Genomic DNA, 16,638 nt, shown 5'->3' with positions numbered 1-16,638 from the left:
GTTGCTCGGACCTCTGCGGGAGCGGGACTTCGCGTTGCTGTGGGGCGGCATGTTCGTGTCGCTGCTCGGTGACGGGATCTACCTGGTGGCCCTCCCCTTCGCGGTGCTGGACCTGTCGGGCAGCGCCACGACGCTGTCGCTCGTCGGCCTCGCCTGGTCGATCGGGATGGTGGGGTTCCTGCTCGCCGGCGGTCTGCTGGCCGACCGCTACGACAAGCGCCGCCAGCTGCTCATCGCCGACCTCGTGCGCCTGCTCGCGGTCGGCGCGGTGGGCGTGCTGTCGCTCAGCGGCGCGCTCGAGATCTGGCAGCTGATCGTGCTGAGCTTCGTCTTCGGCGCCGGGGAGGGGCTCTCGGGACCGGCGCTCGGCTCGATCATCCCCGAGCTGGTTCCCGAGTCGATCCTGGTGCAGGCCAACTCGCTGGCCCAGTCGCTGCGCCCGGTGGGCCTGCGGCTGGCCGGCCCGGCGCTCGGTGGCCTGGCGGTCGCGCTGCTGGACACCGGTGGGGCGCTGCTGGTGGACGCCGGGACGTTCGCGATCTCGATCGTGTGCCTGCTGGCGATGCGCGCGCGGCCGCCCGTGCATGACGAGGAGCACGAGCCGCTGCTCGTGCAGATGCGCGAGGCGGCGGGCTTCGTGCGCTCGCAGACCTGGCTGTGGGCGACGCTGGTCATGGCGGCGCTGGCGCTGCTGCTCTTCCTCGGCCCGACCGAGGTGCTGCTGCCCTACCGCCTGCAGCAGGATCTCGAGGCGACGGCGGGCAGCTTCGGCCTCGTGCTGTCGGTCGGCGGCGCGGGCGCGCTCGTGGGCACCGTGGCGATCGGCCACTTCGGCATCCCCCGCCGCGAGGTCACGTTCCTGTACTGGGTCTGGGGCGTCGCGACGTTCGCGCTGTGCGGCTACGCGCTGGCCGACCACGTCTGGCAGATGGTGGCGTGCAGCTTCCTGTTCGGGATCCTCAGCGGCGCAGGCAACCCGGTGTGGGCGACGCTCATGCAGGTGCGCGTGCCGCCGGCGCTGCGCGGCCGCGTCAGCTCGCTGGACTGGCTCGTGTCGGTCGGGCTGACGCCCGTGTCGTTCGCGCTCACCGGTCCGGCGGCCGCGGCGTTCGGCGCCGGGACGGTCCTGCTCGTCGCCGGGGCGCTCGGCGGCGTGGCGATCATCGCGCTGCTCTACGTGATCCCCGGCCTGCGGGCCGAGGACGGCGGCGTCGCGCGCGCCACGGAGGCTGCGGCGGACGCGGCGGGACCGGCGGCCCCCGGCGGGCCTCAGCGGCCGAGCAGCGACCCGAGGTCCTCGGTGAACGTCGGGTAGGAGACGTCGGCGGCCTCCATGCCGACGACCTCCACGCCCTCGTCGGACGCCAGGCCGGCGATCGCGCCGAGCATCGCGAGGCGGTGGTCGCCGTGCGAGGAGATCGTCCCGCCGCGCAGGCCGCCGGTGCCGCGCACGACGAAGCCGTCCTCGGTCGCCTCGAGGTCGCCGCCGAGCGCGTTGAGCCCGTGCACGACGGTCGCGATCCGATCGGACTCCTTCAGGCGCAGCTCCTGCGCGCCGCCGACGACGGTCTCGCCCTCGGCGAAGCAGCCCAGCAGCGCGACGAGCGGGAGCTCGTCGATGGCCAGCGGGACCTCCTCGGCGTCGATGACCGTGCCGACCAGCGGGCCGTGGGCGACCTCGAGGTCGCCGATCGGCTCGTGGGCGAGCACCTCGTCGCCGGGCGCCTCCTCGAGCTCGCCGACGACGATGCCGCCCATGCGCTCGAGGATCCGGTGAAAGCCCGTGCGCGTCCAGTTGGTCCCGCTGCCCAGCACCTGGATCCGCGATCCGCCGACGAGCACGCCGGCGGCGATCATGAACGCGGCCGACGACGGGTCGCCGGGGACCGTGACGTCGTCGAGGGTCAGCTCGTCCACGTTGGTCACCGTCAGGTAGGGGCCGTTGCGGTGCACGGTGACGCCGGCGGCGGCGAGCATCCGCTCGGTGTGGTCGCGGGACGGCGCAGGCTCCAGGACCGTCGTGGCGCCGTCGGCCATCAGGCCGGCGAGCAGGACGCAGCTCTTGACCTGCGCGCTGGCGACCGGCAGGTCATAGGCGATCGAGCGCAGGTGCGCGCCGTGGACGGTGAACGGCGGCAGCCGGCCCTCGGTGGCGTCGATCCGCGCGCCCATGCGCGTCAGCGGCTCCGCGATGCGGTCGACGGGCCGGCGGCGAATCGACTCGTCGCCGTCGAGCGTGTACGAGCGGCCCTCCTGCCCCGCCAGCCAGCCCGGCAGCAGGCGCATCAGCGTGCCGGCGTTGCCGACGTCCAGGGGGCCTTCGAGCTCGGTCGTGTTGCGCAGCCCGGTGCCGCGGATGATCACCCCGTCGCCCTGCACCGTGACCAGCGCGCCCAGGGCGCGGATGGCGTTCAGCGTCGAGGTCGTGTCCTCGGCGTGCAGGTAGTTGCGCACCCGGACCGGCTCGGCGGCCATCGCGCCGAGGATCGCCGCGCGGTGCGAGATCGACTTGTCGGCCGGCGGCGTGACGGAGCCTCGCAGGCGCTTGGCGGGGGCGAAGCGGACGATGGTCACCGGCTGGTCCTCTCGTGACGGCGACACGGTCGGCGCGCGGTCATGCGATGACCTGCTCGACGAGCTCGCGGGCGCGGTCGGCATGGCCCTCGGCCACCCACAGCGCGACCTCGCCGCTGCGGAAGTCGGGTTGGGGCGAGAGGCTCATGTCGTGGATGTTGATGCCTGCGCGGCTGAGCGTCAGGGCGAGATCGGCGATCACGCCGGGGCGGTTGGGCACCACGACCCGCACTTCCCGCAATGGGCCCCCGGCCATGCCGACGTCCAGGAGCGCCCGGCGCTGCTCGCCGGCGGTCGCCTGCCAGCCCTCCAGCGCGCCCGCGTCGCCGGAGGCGAGCAGGGCGCGCGCCTCGCGCAGCAGGTCGATCGTGGCGTCGAGGCCGTCCAGGACGGCGTCGCGGTTGGCGGTGTAGATGCCCGCCCACAGCGGCGGGTTGGCGCCGGCGACGCGCGTCGCGTCGCGGAAGCTCGGCCCGACGACGGGGATCGCCTCGTCGCCCAGCGCGCGCGTCGCGGCCGTGACCATCGCGTTGGCGACGACGTGCGGCACGTGGGAGAACGCCGCCATCAGGCGATCGTGCTCCTCGTGGCCGATGACGGTCGGCACGGCGCCGAGGCCCGTGACGAAGCGGTGCAGCCGCTCGAGCAGGATGCCCTCGCTCTGCGGCCGCGGCGTGAGGTACCAGGTGGCGCCGGCGAAGAGGTCGGCGCGGGCGTGCTCGACGCCGGCGACCTCCGCCCCGGCCAGCGGGTGCCCGCCGATGTAGCGGTCGCCCAGCTCCGCCTCCACGAGCGCGCGCTTGGTCGAGCCGACGTCGGTGACCACGGCGCCGGCCACGTGCACGCACGCCTCGGCGACGCGGGCGGCCAGCGCACCGACCGGCGCGGCGACCAGGGCGACGTCGGCCGGCCCGAACCGCGCCGGGTCGTCGACCGTCTCGTCCACGACGCCGAGCGCCAGCGCGCGCTCGCGCACGTGCGGGTCGGGGTCGAAGCCGACGACCCGCGCGCCGAGGCGCTCCCGCGCGGCCAGCCCGACCGAGCCGCCGATCAGCCCCAGCCCGAGGAGGGCGAGGCGGAGCGGCGGTCCGTCGGTCGAGGCCTCATCCGTCACGCGGTCGTCTGCGCGGCGGCGGCGTTCTGCGTGGCGGCGGCGCCGAAGGGCAGCTTGCCGGCCAGGACGGAGGCCTGCTCGACCTTGATGGCGTACGCGTCGAAGGCGTCGACCCGCAGCTGCTGCGGCCCGTCGCAGATCGCCTCGTCGGGCTCGGGGTGCGTCTCGACGATGATCCCGTCGGCGCCCACGGCCGCCGCGGCCAGCGACAGGGGCTCGACGAGCGCGCGCCGTCCGGCGGCGTGGCTGGGATCGACGACGATCGGCAGGTGCGTCATCTCCTTGAGCACCGGGATCGCCGTCAGGTCGAGCGTGAAGCGGTAGGCCGTCTCGAACGTGCGGATGCCGCGCTCGCAGAGCATCACCGCCTCGTTGCCCTCCTTGAGGACGTACTCCGAGGCCATGATCAGCTCCTCGAGCGTGCTCGACAGGCCGCGCTTGATGAGGACCGGGATGCCGCTGCGGCCGATCTCGCTGAGCAGCGGGTAGTTCTGCATGTTGCGCGCGCCGATCTGGATGACGTCGGCGACCTCGGCGACGGCCTCGATGTCGCGCGCGTCCATCAGCTCGGTGACGACCGGCAGGCCGGTGCGCTCCTTGGCCTCGGCCAGCAGGCGCAGGCCCTCCTGGCCCAGGCCCTGGAAGGCGTAGGGCGAGGTCCGCGGCTTGTAGGCGCCGCCGCGGAACATCGTGGCGCCGGCCGCGAGCATCGCGTCGGCCGTGTCGAGCGTCTGGTCGCGCGTCTCGACGGTGCACGGACCGGCGATGAGGGCGAAGTGGTCGCCGCCGATCTTGCGGCCGCCGATCTCCAGGACGGTGCGCGTGTCGCCCTTGAGCTGGCGGGAGGCCAGCTTGTAGGGCTTGAGGATCGGGACGACCTTGTCGACGCCGTCGTAGCCCTCGAGGCCGAGGCGGGCGACGTGCTCGCGGTCGCCGATGGCTCCGATGACCGTCACCTCCTCCCCGCGGCTGGGATGGGCGTGCGCGCCGACGGACTGGATGCGCTCGATCACTGCATCCACCTGGGAGTCGGTGGCCGTCGGCTTCATGATGATCATCATCGGAGGGTTCCTTCTGCGGCTTGGGGGTGAAGTCTAGAGGCGATGGGATGCCGGCAGACGCCAGCGGTGGCTACGGCGCTCGACCCTGAGGGTCCGATGCGGACACGGCCACGCGGCCGGCCGAGCGCCTAGCTAAATCGCCAATACCAAGCAACGCAACCGCTGCCACCATCGACGCGCGCGGCGGCCACGAGGCCGACCTGCGGAGTGCGCATCGTGAGGGGCGAGCGGGACATGAAGCACTGCTATTGAAGCAGATCGCGCAATTCGCGCAAGAACCTTGCGTTCTGCTCCGGCGTGCCGAAGCTGACGCGCAGCGCGCCGGGGCGGCCGAGCGCGCCGCCCGCGCGCACCTGGACGCCGCGCTCGCCGAGCGTGCGGACGATCGACGCCTCGAACGGCGCCGGCTCCTCGCCGTCGGAAACCGGCAAGTCGAACCACGCGAAGTTGGCCTGCGACTCGGCGGGCGTGATGCCGAGCTCGCCGAGACCGTCCTCGAGCTCCAGGCGCGCGACGACCGCCCGCTCGACGCGCTGGGCGACGGCGTCGCCGTGCTTGAGCGCCTCGATCGCCGCGGCCTGGGCGGCAGCGTTGCAGAAGAACGGCTGGCGGACCTGGTTGACGGCGGTGACGAACGCGTCGGAGCCGCAGAGCGCGTAGCCGACCCGCAGCCCGCACAACCCGTACACCTTGCTGAACGTGCGCAGCAGGACCAGGTTGGGGTGCTTGGTCAGGAGGTCGAGCGAGGCGTCGGGATCGTCGAGCGTGTTGTACTCGCAGTACGCCTCGTCGAGGATGACGCAGACGTTCGACGGGACCCGGTCCAGGAACGCGGCGACGTCGGCCAGCGGGATCGCCGTCGACGTCGGGTTGTTGGGGTTGCAGACGAGGACGAGCCGCGTGGCGGCGGTGATCTCGGCGAGCATCGCGTCGAGGTCGTGCTCGTGGCGGTCGTTGAGCGGGACCTGGATCGCGGTCGCGCCGGTCGCTGCGGCGAGGTGCGGGTAGACGCTGAACGAGGGCCACGCGTAGACGAGCTCGGCCCCGGGCTCCAGCAGCGCCTCGCCGGCGGCCAGCAGGATGTCGCACGACCCGTTGCCGATGGCGATGCGCGTCGCGGGCACGCCGTAGCGGTCGCTCAGCGCGCCGCGCAGCTTGCTGTTGGTCGGGTCGGGATACCGGTTGACGCCGGTCAGGATCGCCTGCACGGCCGCGACGACCGCCGGGATCGGCGGCTCCGGCGACTCGTTGGACGCCAGCAGCGCGACGTCTTCGGGCAGCGCGTAGGCGGCTGCCGCGGGATACACGGGGATGCGGCTGACGGCCGCGGAGAACTCGATCGCCATCGCCGTCCATCCTAGGGGGGGGCGGACTACTGCGCGGACTCGAGGTCGAGGCGCAGCTTGCGCGCGTCGCCGAGGTACACGTGGCGCGACTCGTGCTCGTCGGGCGCGTAGTAGTGCATCAACACGCGGATCACCCGCGGCATCGAGCCCGGCACCGGCACCTCGCGGGCGCACATCAGCGGCACCTGCCCGAAGCCGAGCTGGCGCGCCGCGACCGCGGGGAACTCGGCGTCGAGGTCCTCGGTCAGCGTGAACAGGCAGCTGACGACGTCCTCGGGGACGAGGTCGTTGCGCTTCATGATCTCCCGCATCAGCCACTCGGTTGCACCGAGGATGGCTTCGGCGGTATTGCGATCGACGCTGATCGCGCCGCGGAGGGCAAAGAGCCGCATTCGGCGGCGGATCATGGCAGGGCCGGGCGTCGCTCGTTCGTCCACCGCGCTGCGGTCCGTCGTCGGACCGGCCGATTGCCCGGGACGATGTCGCTGCCCGTCGCCCAACGCGCGCTCGTGCTCGGCCTGGTCGCCGCCTGCGTGGCGCTGCTGCCGTTCCTGCGCGACGACCTGGGTGAGAGCTCCACCTTCCTGCCGATCTGCCTGACGGCGATCGTGCTGTGCAACCTGCTGACCAGCGCGCTCGTGCTGGCGCAGTTCCTCGCGCGCGGCTCCGCGCCCTTGCTCGGCCTCGCCGCGGCGTACTTCGCGGCCGGGCTGCTCGCGGTGGTCCACCTGCTCGTCCTGCCGGGAGCGCTCACCCACGACGGCGTCCTGGAGGCCGGCGGGCAGTCGGCCTCCTGGCTGTGGGCCGTGGGCCACGGCGGCCTGCCGCTCGGCCTGGCGGCCGCGCTCTGGGGCGGCCCGCCCGCGTTCCGCCGCCGGCTCGCCGGGCCGACCGTTCGCCGCGCGCGCGCCGCGATCCTGACCGGCCTGGCGATCGCCGGTGGCGCCGCGGGCCTCACGTGGGCGCTCGTGGCCTTCGGCGGCTCGCTGCCCGACGTGACCGACGGCGCCAAGCTGTCGCCGCTCGGGCTCGCCGCCACGCCCGTCGTCCTCGGCCTGGACCTGCTGGCGCTCGTCGTCGTCGCCCGCCGCGGGCGCCGGAGCCCGCTGGAGCGCCGCCTCCTGCTCGTCGTGGCGTGCATGCTCGCCGGCACGGCGCTGACGCTCCTCTCGCTCAGCCGCTTCTCGGTCGGCTGGTACGCGTCGGTCGGGCTGGAGCTCGTCGCATCGGCCATCGTCCTCGCCACGCTGCTGCGCGACGTCGGGCGCCTCGGCACCTTCGGCGCCGCCGATGCCCGCGCCGGCGCCTTCGACGCGCTGACCGGCGCGCGGACGCGGGCCGCGACGCTCGTCGCCGCCGAGCACCTGCACCGCAGCCGCGCGCCCGGCCGGCCGCTGGCGCTCGCGCTCGTCGACGTCGACGGGCTGAAGGCCATCGGCGACCAGCACGGGCCGCTGGCCGCCGACGCGGTCCTGCTGACGGTCGCCAACCGGCTCCGGGGCCAGCTGCGCGACGGCGACGTCCTCGGCCGCTCCGGCGACGAGGGCTTCCTGATCGTCTTGCCCGGCACCGACGCCGACGGCGTCACGCTGGCCGTCGACCGCGCCGTCGCCGCCGTGCGCGACCAGCCCGTCGGCACGTGGGCGCACGACGTGCGCACGACCGCGTCGGGCGGCATCGCGATGGTCGGCGCCGGCGACGACGCCATCGCGGTTGCGCTCGCCGCCGCCGACATGGCGCTCAACCAGGCCAAGGCCCACGGGCGCGACCAGGTGGTCAGCCCGGCTCGCGCGCAGGTGGTGCCGCTGCGTCGCGCAGCCGCTGGACCTCCGCGGGGCTGAGCCGCCGCACGTGGCCCTCGCCGAGGTCGCCGAGGCGCAGCGGGCCGAACGCGACGCGCGAGAGCTTCTTGACCGGATGGCCGATCGCCGCGCACATGCGCTTGATCTGCCGCTTGCGCCCCTCGCGCAGCGTCAGCTCCAGGACGCCTGCGCGGATCTGGCGGGCGCCCGCCGGGGCGGTGACGCCGTCGTCGAGCTCGACGCCCTCGCGCAGCCTGCGCAGCGACGACTCGCGCACCGGGCCGTGCTCGACCTCGGCGATGTAGGTCTTGGGCACCTCGTAGCGCGGGTGGGTGAGGCGGTTGGCGAGGTCGCCGTCGTCGGTCAGGAGGATCAGTCCGGTCGTGTCGGCGTCGAGGCGCCCGACGGGATAGAGCCGCGTGCCGGGCGCGTGGACGAGCTGCACGATCGTCCGTCGCCCGTGGGTGTCCTTGGCGGTCGAGACGACGCCGGGCGGCTTGTTGACCAGCCACACCGCCCGCTCCTCGGGCGCGCGGACCGGCTTGCCGTCGACGCGCACCTCGAGGCTGCCGTCGGCCTCGCGCGCCGGGTCGGTCACGATGTCGCCGCCGAGCGTGACGCGGCCCTCGCGGACGATCTCCTCCGCCGCGCGGCGGGAGGCGACACCGGCGTGGGCGAGGAACTTCGCGAGGCGCATCTGCGGCGCGAGGCTAGCGATGCCGTGGCCTGGCAGGGTTCCGGCCATGAGCATGGACTTCGACGCGTTGATCGCCTGGCTGGACGGGCACGTCGGGCAGCGGGTGTTCGCGGCGACGCAAAGCGCGTCGCAGGACGCGGGCAACACGCGGCTGAGCGTGGTCGGGGCGCTGGCGCGCGCCGAGGGCGAGATCACGCTGATCGACGCGCGCCCCGGGCGGATCGAGGCGTTCTCGGTCGGCGACGCGACGCTCGTGCTGCTGGAGGGCGACTTCCTGGACGCGTCGCCGATCGACTTCGGCGCCGGCCGGCCGCAGATGGTGCAGGCCGAGTTCCACGGCGCGGTGAGCGTGACGGTGGGCGAGGCCCCGGGCTAGCCTTGGGGTCGCGCCATGGACCTCGAGCTGCTCGACACGACCCTTGCCGACCTCGGTCAACCGACGTTCCGCTCCCGCCAGGTGTGGGACTGGACGGCGCGCGGCGCGGCGGGCTACGACGTGATGACCAACGTCCCGGCGGCGCTGCGCGCGCGGCTCGCCGAGCGCGTGCCGTTCTCGACGCTCGAGGTCGAGAACGAGGCGCACGCCAAGGACGGCACGATCAAGGTGCTGTTCCGCACGGTGTCGGACGGGCGTCCGGTCGAGGCGGTCCTGATGCGCTACCGCGACGGCCGCCGCTCGCTGTGCCTCTCGTCGCAGTCGGGCTGCCCGCTGACCTGCACGTTCTGCGCGACCGGGACGATGAAGTTCGGGCGCAACCTGACCGCGTCGGAGATCCTCGACCAGGCCCTGCACTTCCGTCGCGCCGAGGACGTCGACCACGTCGTGTTCATGGGCATGGGCGAGCCGATGATGAACCTCGACAACGTGCTCGCCGCCTGCCGCAGGCTGCCCGACGTCGGCGTGAGCCATCGCCACACGGCGATCTCGACGGTCGGCTGGACGCCGGGCATCGACCGCCTCGCCGAGTGCGACATGCCGATCCGCCTGGCGCTCTCGCTGCACGCCGCCGACGAGGAGCTGCGCTCGCGGATCATGCCGGTCAACGACCGCCATCCGCTGCACGAGGTGCTCGCCGCGTGCGGGCGCTTCTACGACCGCAAGAAGCGCATGATCTTCATCGAGTACGTGATGCTCGACGGCGTCAACGACCAGCCCGAGCATGCGGTGCAGCTGGCGCGGGTGCTCGACCCCAAGCGCTTCAAGGTCAACCTGATCCCGTACAACCCGACCGGCAGCTACGACGGGTCGGACCGGGAGACGATCGAGGACTTCCGCGCGACGCTCGAGGAGCACGGCATCGGCGCGACGGTGCGCCTCACGCGCGGCCGGGACATCGACGCCGCGTGCGGCCAGCTGGCCGCCAAGGCCCTGGCGTCGTAGCGCCGGACGTAGTGGGCCACGCGGAAACGTCTCACCGGCAATCCCGTCCGGCGATCACCGCCCGGCTGTGTCCTCGGACCTCGATGTGCCAGAGGCACACCTTCGGTCCTGCGTCCTTGCCGGATCGGCGCCGCCGAACGGGATTCCCCGGCGAACGTTCCCGCGCGACCCACTAGGGTCGTCGCGCCATGGCCGCGCTGACCCTCACCGAGCTGCACCGCCAGGCCAAGGAGCTCGAGCGCGCGCACCGGCGCGGCGACGCGGCGGCGCTGGCGCGGGCCGCGCCGTTTCGCCCCGATCCGGCCAAGCCGCTGAAGGACGCCGGCGCGCAGATGGTGGTCGCGCGCGAGCACGGGTTCCCGTCGTGGGTGCGGCTGCGCGCGTACGTCGAGCGGATCGACGCGTTCGGCGAGGGGCTGGAGTACGCGTTCCGCACCGACCTGGAGTACTACGAGGGACGCGCCGACGGGCTGCTGGCCAGCGCGCAGGACGGGACGCCGAGCGCCGAGGCGGCGTTCGAGGGCACGGGCGCGGCGCTGACCCGCGAGGGCGCGCGGCAGGTCGTGGCCGGGCGTCACGGGTTCGCGAGCTGGGCGGCGCTGCGGCGCCACGTCGAGGCGCTGGCCGACGGCGGCGAGCCGTTCGCCCGCGCGTTCCGCGCGATGGAGGCCGGCGACCGCCACCAGCTGGCGGCGCTGCTGGCGCGGTTCCCCGAGCTGGCGCGCGCCCGCGGGACCAACGGCAATGCCTTGATCAACATGGCGTCCGACGTGCCGACCGCCGCGTTGCTCCTGGAGCACGGCGCCGACGTCGCCCATCCCAACGCGCACGGCTGGACGCCGCTGCACCAGGCCGCCTACGCGGACGCCGCGGACGCCGCGGCGTTCCTGCTGGAGCACGGCGCGCCGCCCGACGTCTCGGGCCGTGGCGCGGGCGGCACGCCGCTGGTCGTCGCCCTCTTCTGGGGCCATCACCGCGTGACCGACGTCCTCGCGGCCGCCTCGCTGCATCCGCGCAACCTGCGCGTGGCCGCCGGCCTCGGGCGGGTCGGGTTGATCGAGGAGCTGGTGACGCCGGACGGCACGGTCTCCGAGGCGGCGGGCGCGCTGCGCGGCTTCTACCGGCCGCACGGCGGCTTCCCGGCGTGGACGCCCAGCGACGATCCGCAGGAGATCCTCGACGAGGCGCTGGCGTGGGCGGCGCGCAGCGATCGGGTCGAGGCGATCAGCGCGCTGGTGGCGCGCGGCGCGCGGGTCGACGCCGACGTCTACCGCGGCACGCCGCTGGTGTGGGCCGCGGCGACCGGCCGCGCCGACGCCGTCCGCCGGTTGATCGAGCTGGGCGCAGACGTCGACGGCCGCGCGACCTTCGGCGGCCCGACCCACGGCGACGGCGTCACGGCGCTGCACCTTGCGGCGCAGTCCGGATCGCTGCCGACCATCGAAGCGCTCCTGGACGCCGGCGCCGACCCGACCCTGCGCGACACGCTCCACGACAGCCCCGCCGCCGGCTGGGCCGACTTCGGCGGCCACCCCGAGGCCGCGGCGCTGCTGCGGTCGCGCGGGGGCTGAGGGGGCGGGCGGGCCTGGGTGCCGCGAACGCCCGCGGCGCCCCGCTCGGGCGCTCAGGTCGCGTAGGCCTGGCTCGGGGACGATGACGACGGAAGGCGTCCGGCGGCGCCGGCGCGTGGGGTGTCCGCCACGCCCGAGGGGCGAGGGACGCGGGTCGACTTTCCCTTGATACCCAAGGGAAAGTCGACCCGGATGGAATGCGTGCGGTCTAGACCCCCGTATACGTGCTCAAAACAGCACAGATTGTCGTTCACGCCCGAACGACCCGGCCCCGGGCGACCGCGGAGGACCGACGACGGCGGCGCCCGGCGCGAACCTCCTCGTCATCGCCCCCGAACCACGCCTCATGCCACACGAGCGCCGGCGCTGAACGCCGTGGGGCTCGCGGGGACAGTCCCCCGCCCGTTCGGGCGGGGGACTGTCCCCTCAGAGCACCGCCTCGACCGCGTCGCGCACGCGGTCGGGCGCGGTGCCCTCGCCGTCCAGGGCCCAGAGCAGGAGCGCGCCCTGCTGCGCCGCATGGACCGCGGGCGCGCGCGTGGGCGCGTCGGCGTAGCCGGCGGCGGCGAGCAGGCGCGCGATCGTGGCGCGGAGGTCGAGCGTCCAGCGTCGCGCGTGCGCACCGAGCTCGGGGTCGTCGAGGTCGAGCTGCAGGAACGTGAAGTGCGCGCGGAACGCGCCGAGCTCGGCGACCGGCTCGGCGAGGCGCACCAGCAACTCCACGAGGGCCTCGCGCGGCGGGAGGTCGTCGCGCGGCTGCGGTGGCCGGGCGCGCGCGGCCAGGGCGACGAGCAGGTTGTGCTTGGACCCGAAGCGGCCGTGGACCGACGAGGGCGCGATGCCGGCCTCCCGGGCGACCCCGGCGAACGTCAGGCCGGCCACGCCGGTGCGCCCCAGCACGCAGGCGGCGGCGTCGAGCAGCTCGTCGTCGGAGCGCGATCGTGGACGCCCGGCCATGGGCGCGTTACATTATCGAACATGGATTCGGAAATGGTTGGGCCGGTCGCCTGGGAGCGCGTCGACCGGCAGCTGCGCGCCGCGCGCAACTACTGGCTGTCGACCGCGCGGGCCGATGGCCGCCCCCACGCGAGGCCGGTCTGGGGCGTGTGGCTGGCCGGCGCGCTGTGGTTCGGGACCGGGCTGGAGTCGGTCAAGGGCCGCAACCTGCTGTGCGACCCGCGGTGCACGATGCACCTGGAGAGCGGCGACGACGTCGTGATCCTCGAGGGGACCGCGGAGCGCGCCGAGGACGACGATGCCTACGCGGCGTACAGCAGGAAGTACGACATGCCGGCGGACGCCGCGTCCTTCGCGGCTCTGCCCCAGGTCGGCGCCCTCTTCCGCTTCGCCCCGACGACCGCGCACGCCTGGCTGGAGACGGCCTTCGTCGACAGCCAGGCGACGTTCAGGTTCTAGGGGAACACTGGCCCAGAGGGCCAGGTTCCCTTGCGGGTCTTCGCCCAGGGGGCGAAACCCGCGGCGGGTAGGACCCGCGCTTCTAGCCGGGCGGTGCGAGGTCCTCGCCGTCGGCGTCGGCGTCCGCGCCATCCTGCTCGCCGTCGGCGTCCGCACCATCCTGCTCGCCGCCGTCGTCGTCCGGGCCCTCGTCCGGGCCACCCTGCGTCGGCGGGGTCGACCCGGCGCGCGCCTCGCCCGCGCGGAGCAGGCGCTCGCGCAGGTCGGCCTCCTCCTCCGGCGACGGATCCCACTCCTCGACGTCGGGCAGGTCGTCGAGCGACACCATCCCGAACAGCTTCAGGAAGAGCGGCGTCGTGCGGTAGAGGATCGCGCCGAACGGCGAGCGGCCGGACTCCTCGATCAGCCCACGATCGAGCAGCGTGCCGGCGGCCGAGTCGGCGCTGACGCCGCGGATGCGCGTGATCTCCGGCCGTGACACCGGCTGCAGGTACGCGACGATCGCGAGCGTCTCGGCCTGGGCGGGCGACAGCGGCGGCGTGCGCGGCTTGGACAGCAGCCGGCGTGCGGCGGCCTCGGTGTCGGGCGCGGTGGCCAGCGTCCAGCCGCCGGCGAGCTCGCGCAGCTCCAGGCCGCGCTGCCCGGGCGCGTAGGCCTCGCCCAGCGCGCTGAGCGCCTCGCCCAGCGCCTCCTCCTCGCACTCGCAGGCGGCCAGCAGCTCGCTCTCGGTGACCGGCTCGGCCGAGAGGAAGAGCAGCGCCTCGACGGTGCGCGCCAGATCGCTCACAGGGAACGCCCCCGGCCGCCGAAGCGAGCCCCTGGGCGAGTTTCGGCCCGGAATCCGAGCCCCTGGGCGAGGACTTCCGCGCTCACGCCGCGGCGGCGGAGGCCGCGGCCGCGCCCGGCGACACGATCTCGATCTCGCCGAACGGCTCTTCCTGCTGCCAAGTCGCCTCGCCCTGCTTGTAGAGCTCCAGCAGCGCGAAGAGCGTCACGCAGACGGTCACGCGATCGGCGCCGGCGACCGCCTCCTCGAAGGTCGTCCGGCCCGCGGACCGCAGCAGGCGCCGCAGGTGCGACAGGCGGTCGGCGACGCTGACGCGCGGGATCGTGAGGTGGCGGATGTCGACCTTGGGCGGCAGCGCCAGCAGTCCGCCGATCGCGCGGCCGAGGCGCGCCGGCTTGTAGACGGCGTCGAGGTCGTGCACGTCGGTGCGGCGCAGCGCCGCGGGCAGCGGCGCGCTGCGGAAGCGCACGCCGTCCTGGCCCAGCAGCTTCTCGATCAGGTGCGACGCGGCCGAGCGGTAGCGCTTGGCCTCCAGCATGCGCTGCAGCAGCTCCTCGGCGGCGACGTCGGGCTCGAAGTCGAGCAGCTCCTCGTCCTCGCGCGGCAGCATGAGCCGCGACTTGAGCTCCAGCAGCGCGGCGATGAGCACGAGGAACTCGGTCGCGACCTCGAGGTCCAGCTCGCCGCGGGACTCCAGGACGTCGATGTAGGAGAGGACGACGTCGGCCAGCTCCACCTCCAGCAGGTCGACCTCCTCCTTGAGGACGAGCGTCAGCAGGAGGTCGAACGGTCCGGTGAAGACCTCGAGGTCGAGCTCGAGCTCGGCGACCAGGGTGCTCATTGCGCCAGACCGTAGCGACCGTCCCCGACGGCGGCGGGGCGGGCGGGCTCGATTCCCGCAACGTGGGCGGATTCGGCCATCACGGCCCGCCCTCAGGTACGCGGGCCGACGCCCGTCGCGGCGCGCACGTCGCGGAGCGTCTCGGACGTGATCGCGCGGGCCTTCTCGGCGCCGGCGGCGAAGATCGCCTCCAGGGCGTCCTCGTCGGCCCGCAGCGCGCTGTAGCGCTCCCGCACGGGCTCCAGGAGCGCGTTGACCGCGTCGGCCGTGGCGATCTTGAGATCGCCGTAGCCCCGCGCGTCGGCCAGCGACTCCTCGACCTGCTCCGGCGTGATCCCGCGCGCCGCCGCGAGGATGTCGATGAGGTTCGAGACGCCCGGCTTGCTCGGGTCGCGCGCGATCCGCGGCGGGTCCTCGGAGTCGGTCACCGCGCGCTTGAACTTCTTCTCGACGGTCTTGGCGTCGTCGAGCACGTAGACCGTGCCCTCGACCGAGCCGCCGGTCGTCGACATCTTCGACGTCGGGTCCTGGAGGTCCATGATCCGGGCGCCGACGCTCGGGATCTTCAGCTCGGGGACCACCAGCTGCTCGCCGAAGCGATCGTTGAAGCGCTGGGCGACGTCGCGCATCAGCTCGACGTGCTGGCGCTGGTCGTCGCCCACGGGCACCTCGTTGGCCCGGTAGGCGAGCACGTCGGCGGCCATGAGGACGGGATAGAAGAAGAGGTCGGCGGAGACGAGGTCGCGCTGGCGGGCCGACTTCTCCTTGAACTGGTGCATGCGGTTGAGGTCGCCGTGGGCGGTGACCGCGCCGAGGTGCCATGCCAGCTCGGTGTGCTCGTGGACGTCGCTCTGGCGGATGAAGATGCAGCGATCGGGGTCCAGCCCGGCGGCCAGGAGGATCGCGGCCGTGTCGTAGACCCGTGCGCGCATCTCGTCGGGCTCCCACGGCACGGTCATCGCGTGGAGGTCGACCACGCAGAAGATCGCCACGTCGCCGGCGTCGGCAGCCCGCTGCTGTCCTTCGACGTACTGGACGATCGCGCCGATGTAGTTGCCCAGGTGCTTCTGGCCGGTGGGCTGGATCCCACTGAAGATGCGCATCGCCGCGGAGTCTATGAAGCCACCGCGCCGGGTAGCCGCCCCGCTGTGGATCCCGTCAGCACGACGCCGACCAAGCCGATCGACTACGCGACGCTGAGCGCGGGCTACGGCACGCTGCTGGGAGCGCTGGTCGTGGCCTCGCGAGCCAAGGAGGCCGAGCCCGTGCGGCCCGGGGAGCTGCCGGTGCTCGGACTGGCGACGTTCGCCCTGGCCAAGCTGGTCGCCAAGGAGAAGGTCGACTCGTGGGTGCGGGAGCCGTTCGTGGAGGAGCGGGTGGGCCGCGACGGGATCGAGCGGCGCCCGAAGGGCCGGCGCCTGCGCTACGCGGTCGGCGAGCTGCTGAGCTGCACGCGCTGCGTGGGCAGCTGGAGCGCGCTGGGCCTGGTCGGCCTGCGGCTGCTGCGCCCCCGCGAGGCGCAGGTCGTGCTGCCCGTGCTCGCCCTCGCCGCCGCCAACGACTGGCTGCAGTCGGGCTTCACCACCCTGTGCGCCGGCGCCGACCTGGCCCAGCAGCAGGCGCAGGCGCAGGCGCTGCCACCCGACGAGGACGACGACGAGGAGGGCGGGACGATCGCGCGCTTCCAGCGCCCGCCGCGCCCCAACGGCACGTCGAGGGACGACTGAACCGGGATATACCCGGGTGAGTCGTCCCTCGACGCCTGCCGTGAGGCTAGAGCGGCTGGCGCAGGACCGGCTTCTTGGCCGCGGCCGCCTCGTCGAGGCGGCGCACGGGCGTCGTGTAGGGCGCGTTCTGCGCGATCTGGGGATCCTCGCCGGCCTCGGTCAGGATCTTCGCGATCGCCTCGGCGAAGCCGTCGAGCGTCTCGCGCGTCTCGGTCTCGGTCGGCTCCACGAGCAGCGCCTCGTCGACCAGCAGCGGGAAGTAGACCGTCGGCGGGTGGTAGCCGTGGTCCAGCAGCCGCTTGGCCAGGTCGAGCGTCTTGA

The 16,638-nt window shown here is 73.9% G+C and carries 17 protein-coding genes and 1 pseudogene; 7 read left to right on the top strand and 11 right to left on the bottom strand.

Annotated elements, in window-relative coordinates; translation table 11 throughout:
• The first annotated feature begins 1 nt into the window (after position 1).
• Entirely contained in the window at positions 2-1,315 is a 1,314-nt protein-coding gene (locus VK501_RS17370) for an MFS transporter (RefSeq protein ID WP_324339536.1), read from the top strand.
• On the opposite strand, the gene aroA is transcribed toward VK501_RS17370, so the two are convergent.
• The 5 genes from aroA to aroH all read right to left on the bottom strand — a co-directional run bounded on the left by aroA (position 1,270) and on the right by aroH (position 6,487).
• A complete protein-coding gene (gene aroA / locus VK501_RS17365; protein WP_324339534.1) occupies positions 1,270-2,574 on the bottom strand; it encodes a 3-phosphoshikimate 1-carboxyvinyltransferase in 1,305 nt (434 codons plus the stop codon). The genes VK501_RS17370 and aroA overlap by 46 nt on opposite strands.
• Before the next feature lie 40 nt (positions 2,575-2,614).
• Positions 2,615-3,688: a prephenate dehydrogenase/arogenate dehydrogenase family protein gene (locus tag VK501_RS17360; RefSeq protein WP_324339533.1), complete on the bottom strand. Its 1,074-nt coding sequence runs from the start codon at positions 3,686-3,688 to the stop codon at positions 2,615-2,617.
• Complete coding sequence (gene aroF, locus VK501_RS17355) at positions 3,685-4,746, bottom strand: 3-deoxy-7-phosphoheptulonate synthase (protein ID WP_414641189.1); 1,062 nt, start codon at positions 4,744-4,746, stop codon at positions 3,685-3,687. Before aroF ends, VK501_RS17360 begins: the two co-directional genes overlap by 4 nt.
• A 248-nt stretch (positions 4,747-4,994) precedes the next feature.
• Positions 4,995-6,095: a pyridoxal phosphate-dependent aminotransferase gene (locus VK501_RS17350; protein ID WP_324339529.1), complete on the bottom strand. Its 1,101-nt coding sequence runs from the start codon at positions 6,093-6,095 to the stop codon at positions 4,995-4,997.
• 26 nt (positions 6,096-6,121) lie between these two features.
• Positions 6,122-6,487, bottom strand: a complete 366-nt coding sequence (gene aroH, locus VK501_RS17345; protein WP_324339527.1) for a chorismate mutase — start codon at positions 6,485-6,487, stop codon at positions 6,122-6,124.
• A gap of 87 nt (positions 6,488-6,574) precedes the next feature.
• Between aroH and VK501_RS17340 the strand changes: the two genes are divergently transcribed.
• Complete coding sequence (locus VK501_RS17340; RefSeq protein WP_324339525.1) at positions 6,575-7,936, top strand: sensor domain-containing diguanylate cyclase; 1,362 nt, start codon at positions 6,575-6,577, stop codon at positions 7,934-7,936.
• On the opposite strand, the gene VK501_RS17335 is transcribed toward VK501_RS17340, so the two are convergent.
• Complete coding sequence (locus VK501_RS17335) at positions 7,872-8,594, bottom strand: pseudouridine synthase (RefSeq protein ID WP_324339523.1); 723 nt, start codon at positions 8,592-8,594, stop codon at positions 7,872-7,874. The genes VK501_RS17340 and VK501_RS17335 overlap by 65 nt on opposite strands.
• Positions 8,595-8,640: 46 nt before the next feature.
• On the opposite strand from VK501_RS17335, the gene VK501_RS17330 reads away from it, so the two are divergent.
• The 3 genes from VK501_RS17330 to VK501_RS17320 all read left to right on the top strand — a co-directional run bounded on the left by VK501_RS17330 (position 8,641) and on the right by VK501_RS17320 (position 11,546).
• On the top strand, positions 8,641-8,970 hold the full coding sequence (locus VK501_RS17330; RefSeq protein WP_324339521.1) for a hypothetical protein: 330 nt from the start codon (positions 8,641-8,643) through the stop codon (positions 8,968-8,970).
• A gap of 15 nt (positions 8,971-8,985) precedes the next feature.
• Positions 8,986-9,975: a 23S rRNA (adenine(2503)-C(2))-methyltransferase RlmN gene (rlmN, locus tag VK501_RS17325; protein ID WP_324339518.1), complete on the top strand. Its 990-nt coding sequence runs from the start codon at positions 8,986-8,988 to the stop codon at positions 9,973-9,975.
• 188 nt (positions 9,976-10,163) lie between these two features.
• Positions 10,164-11,546 carry an ankyrin repeat domain-containing protein gene (locus VK501_RS17320; RefSeq protein ID WP_324339516.1) on the top strand — a complete coding sequence of 461 codons (1,383 nt, stop codon included), beginning with the start codon at positions 10,164-10,166 and terminating at the stop codon, positions 11,544-11,546.
• A gap of 426 nt (positions 11,547-11,972) precedes the next feature.
• On the opposite strand, the gene VK501_RS17315 is transcribed toward VK501_RS17320, so the two are convergent.
• Positions 11,973-12,503: a TetR/AcrR family transcriptional regulator gene (locus VK501_RS17315; protein ID WP_324339514.1), complete on the bottom strand. Its 531-nt coding sequence runs from the start codon at positions 12,501-12,503 to the stop codon at positions 11,973-11,975.
• A 21-nt stretch (positions 12,504-12,524) separates the two neighbouring features.
• Between VK501_RS17315 and VK501_RS17310 the strand changes: the two genes are divergently transcribed.
• Entirely contained in the window at positions 12,525-12,962 is a 438-nt protein-coding gene (locus VK501_RS17310; RefSeq protein ID WP_324339512.1) for a pyridoxamine 5'-phosphate oxidase family protein, read from the top strand.
• 82 nt (positions 12,963-13,044) lie between these two features.
• Here the strand turns inward: VK501_RS17310 and scpB are convergent, their stop codons facing one another.
• The 3 genes from scpB to trpS all read right to left on the bottom strand — a co-directional run bounded on the left by scpB (position 13,045) and on the right by trpS (position 15,693).
• Positions 13,045-13,749 carry an SMC-Scp complex subunit ScpB gene (gene scpB, locus VK501_RS17305; protein WP_324339510.1) on the bottom strand — a complete coding sequence of 235 codons (705 nt, stop codon included), beginning with the start codon at positions 13,747-13,749 and terminating at the stop codon, positions 13,045-13,047.
• A gap of 82 nt (positions 13,750-13,831) precedes the next feature.
• Positions 13,832-14,590, bottom strand: a complete 759-nt coding sequence (locus tag VK501_RS17300) for a segregation and condensation protein A (RefSeq protein ID WP_324339508.1) — start codon at positions 14,588-14,590, stop codon at positions 13,832-13,834.
• A 92-nt stretch (positions 14,591-14,682) separates the two neighbouring features.
• Entirely contained in the window at positions 14,683-15,693 is a 1,011-nt protein-coding gene (gene trpS, locus VK501_RS17295; RefSeq protein WP_324339506.1) for a tryptophan--tRNA ligase, read from the bottom strand.
• Positions 15,694-15,738: 45 nt separating this feature from the next.
• Here trpS and VK501_RS17290 point away from each other — a divergent pair, with 45 nt between their 5' ends.
• Positions 15,739-16,317, top strand: coding sequence for a DUF1360 domain-containing protein (locus tag VK501_RS17290; RefSeq protein ID WP_324339504.1), 579 nt, complete (start codon positions 15,739-15,741; stop codon positions 16,315-16,317).
• A 46-nt stretch (positions 16,318-16,363) separates the two neighbouring features.
• Here VK501_RS17290 and VK501_RS17285 read toward each other — a convergent pair.
• A pseudogene (locus VK501_RS17285) lies at positions 16,364-16,638 on the bottom strand (aminomethyl-transferring glycine dehydrogenase subunit GcvPB); the annotation flags it as partial.

The organism is Baekduia sp., from assembly GCF_035318805.1.
GTDB lineage: Bacteria > Actinomycetota > Thermoleophilia > Solirubrobacterales > Solirubrobacteraceae > Baekduia.
Note: the sequence above shows the minus strand (reverse complement) of the source record. Positions and strands in the feature narration are given on the sequence as shown.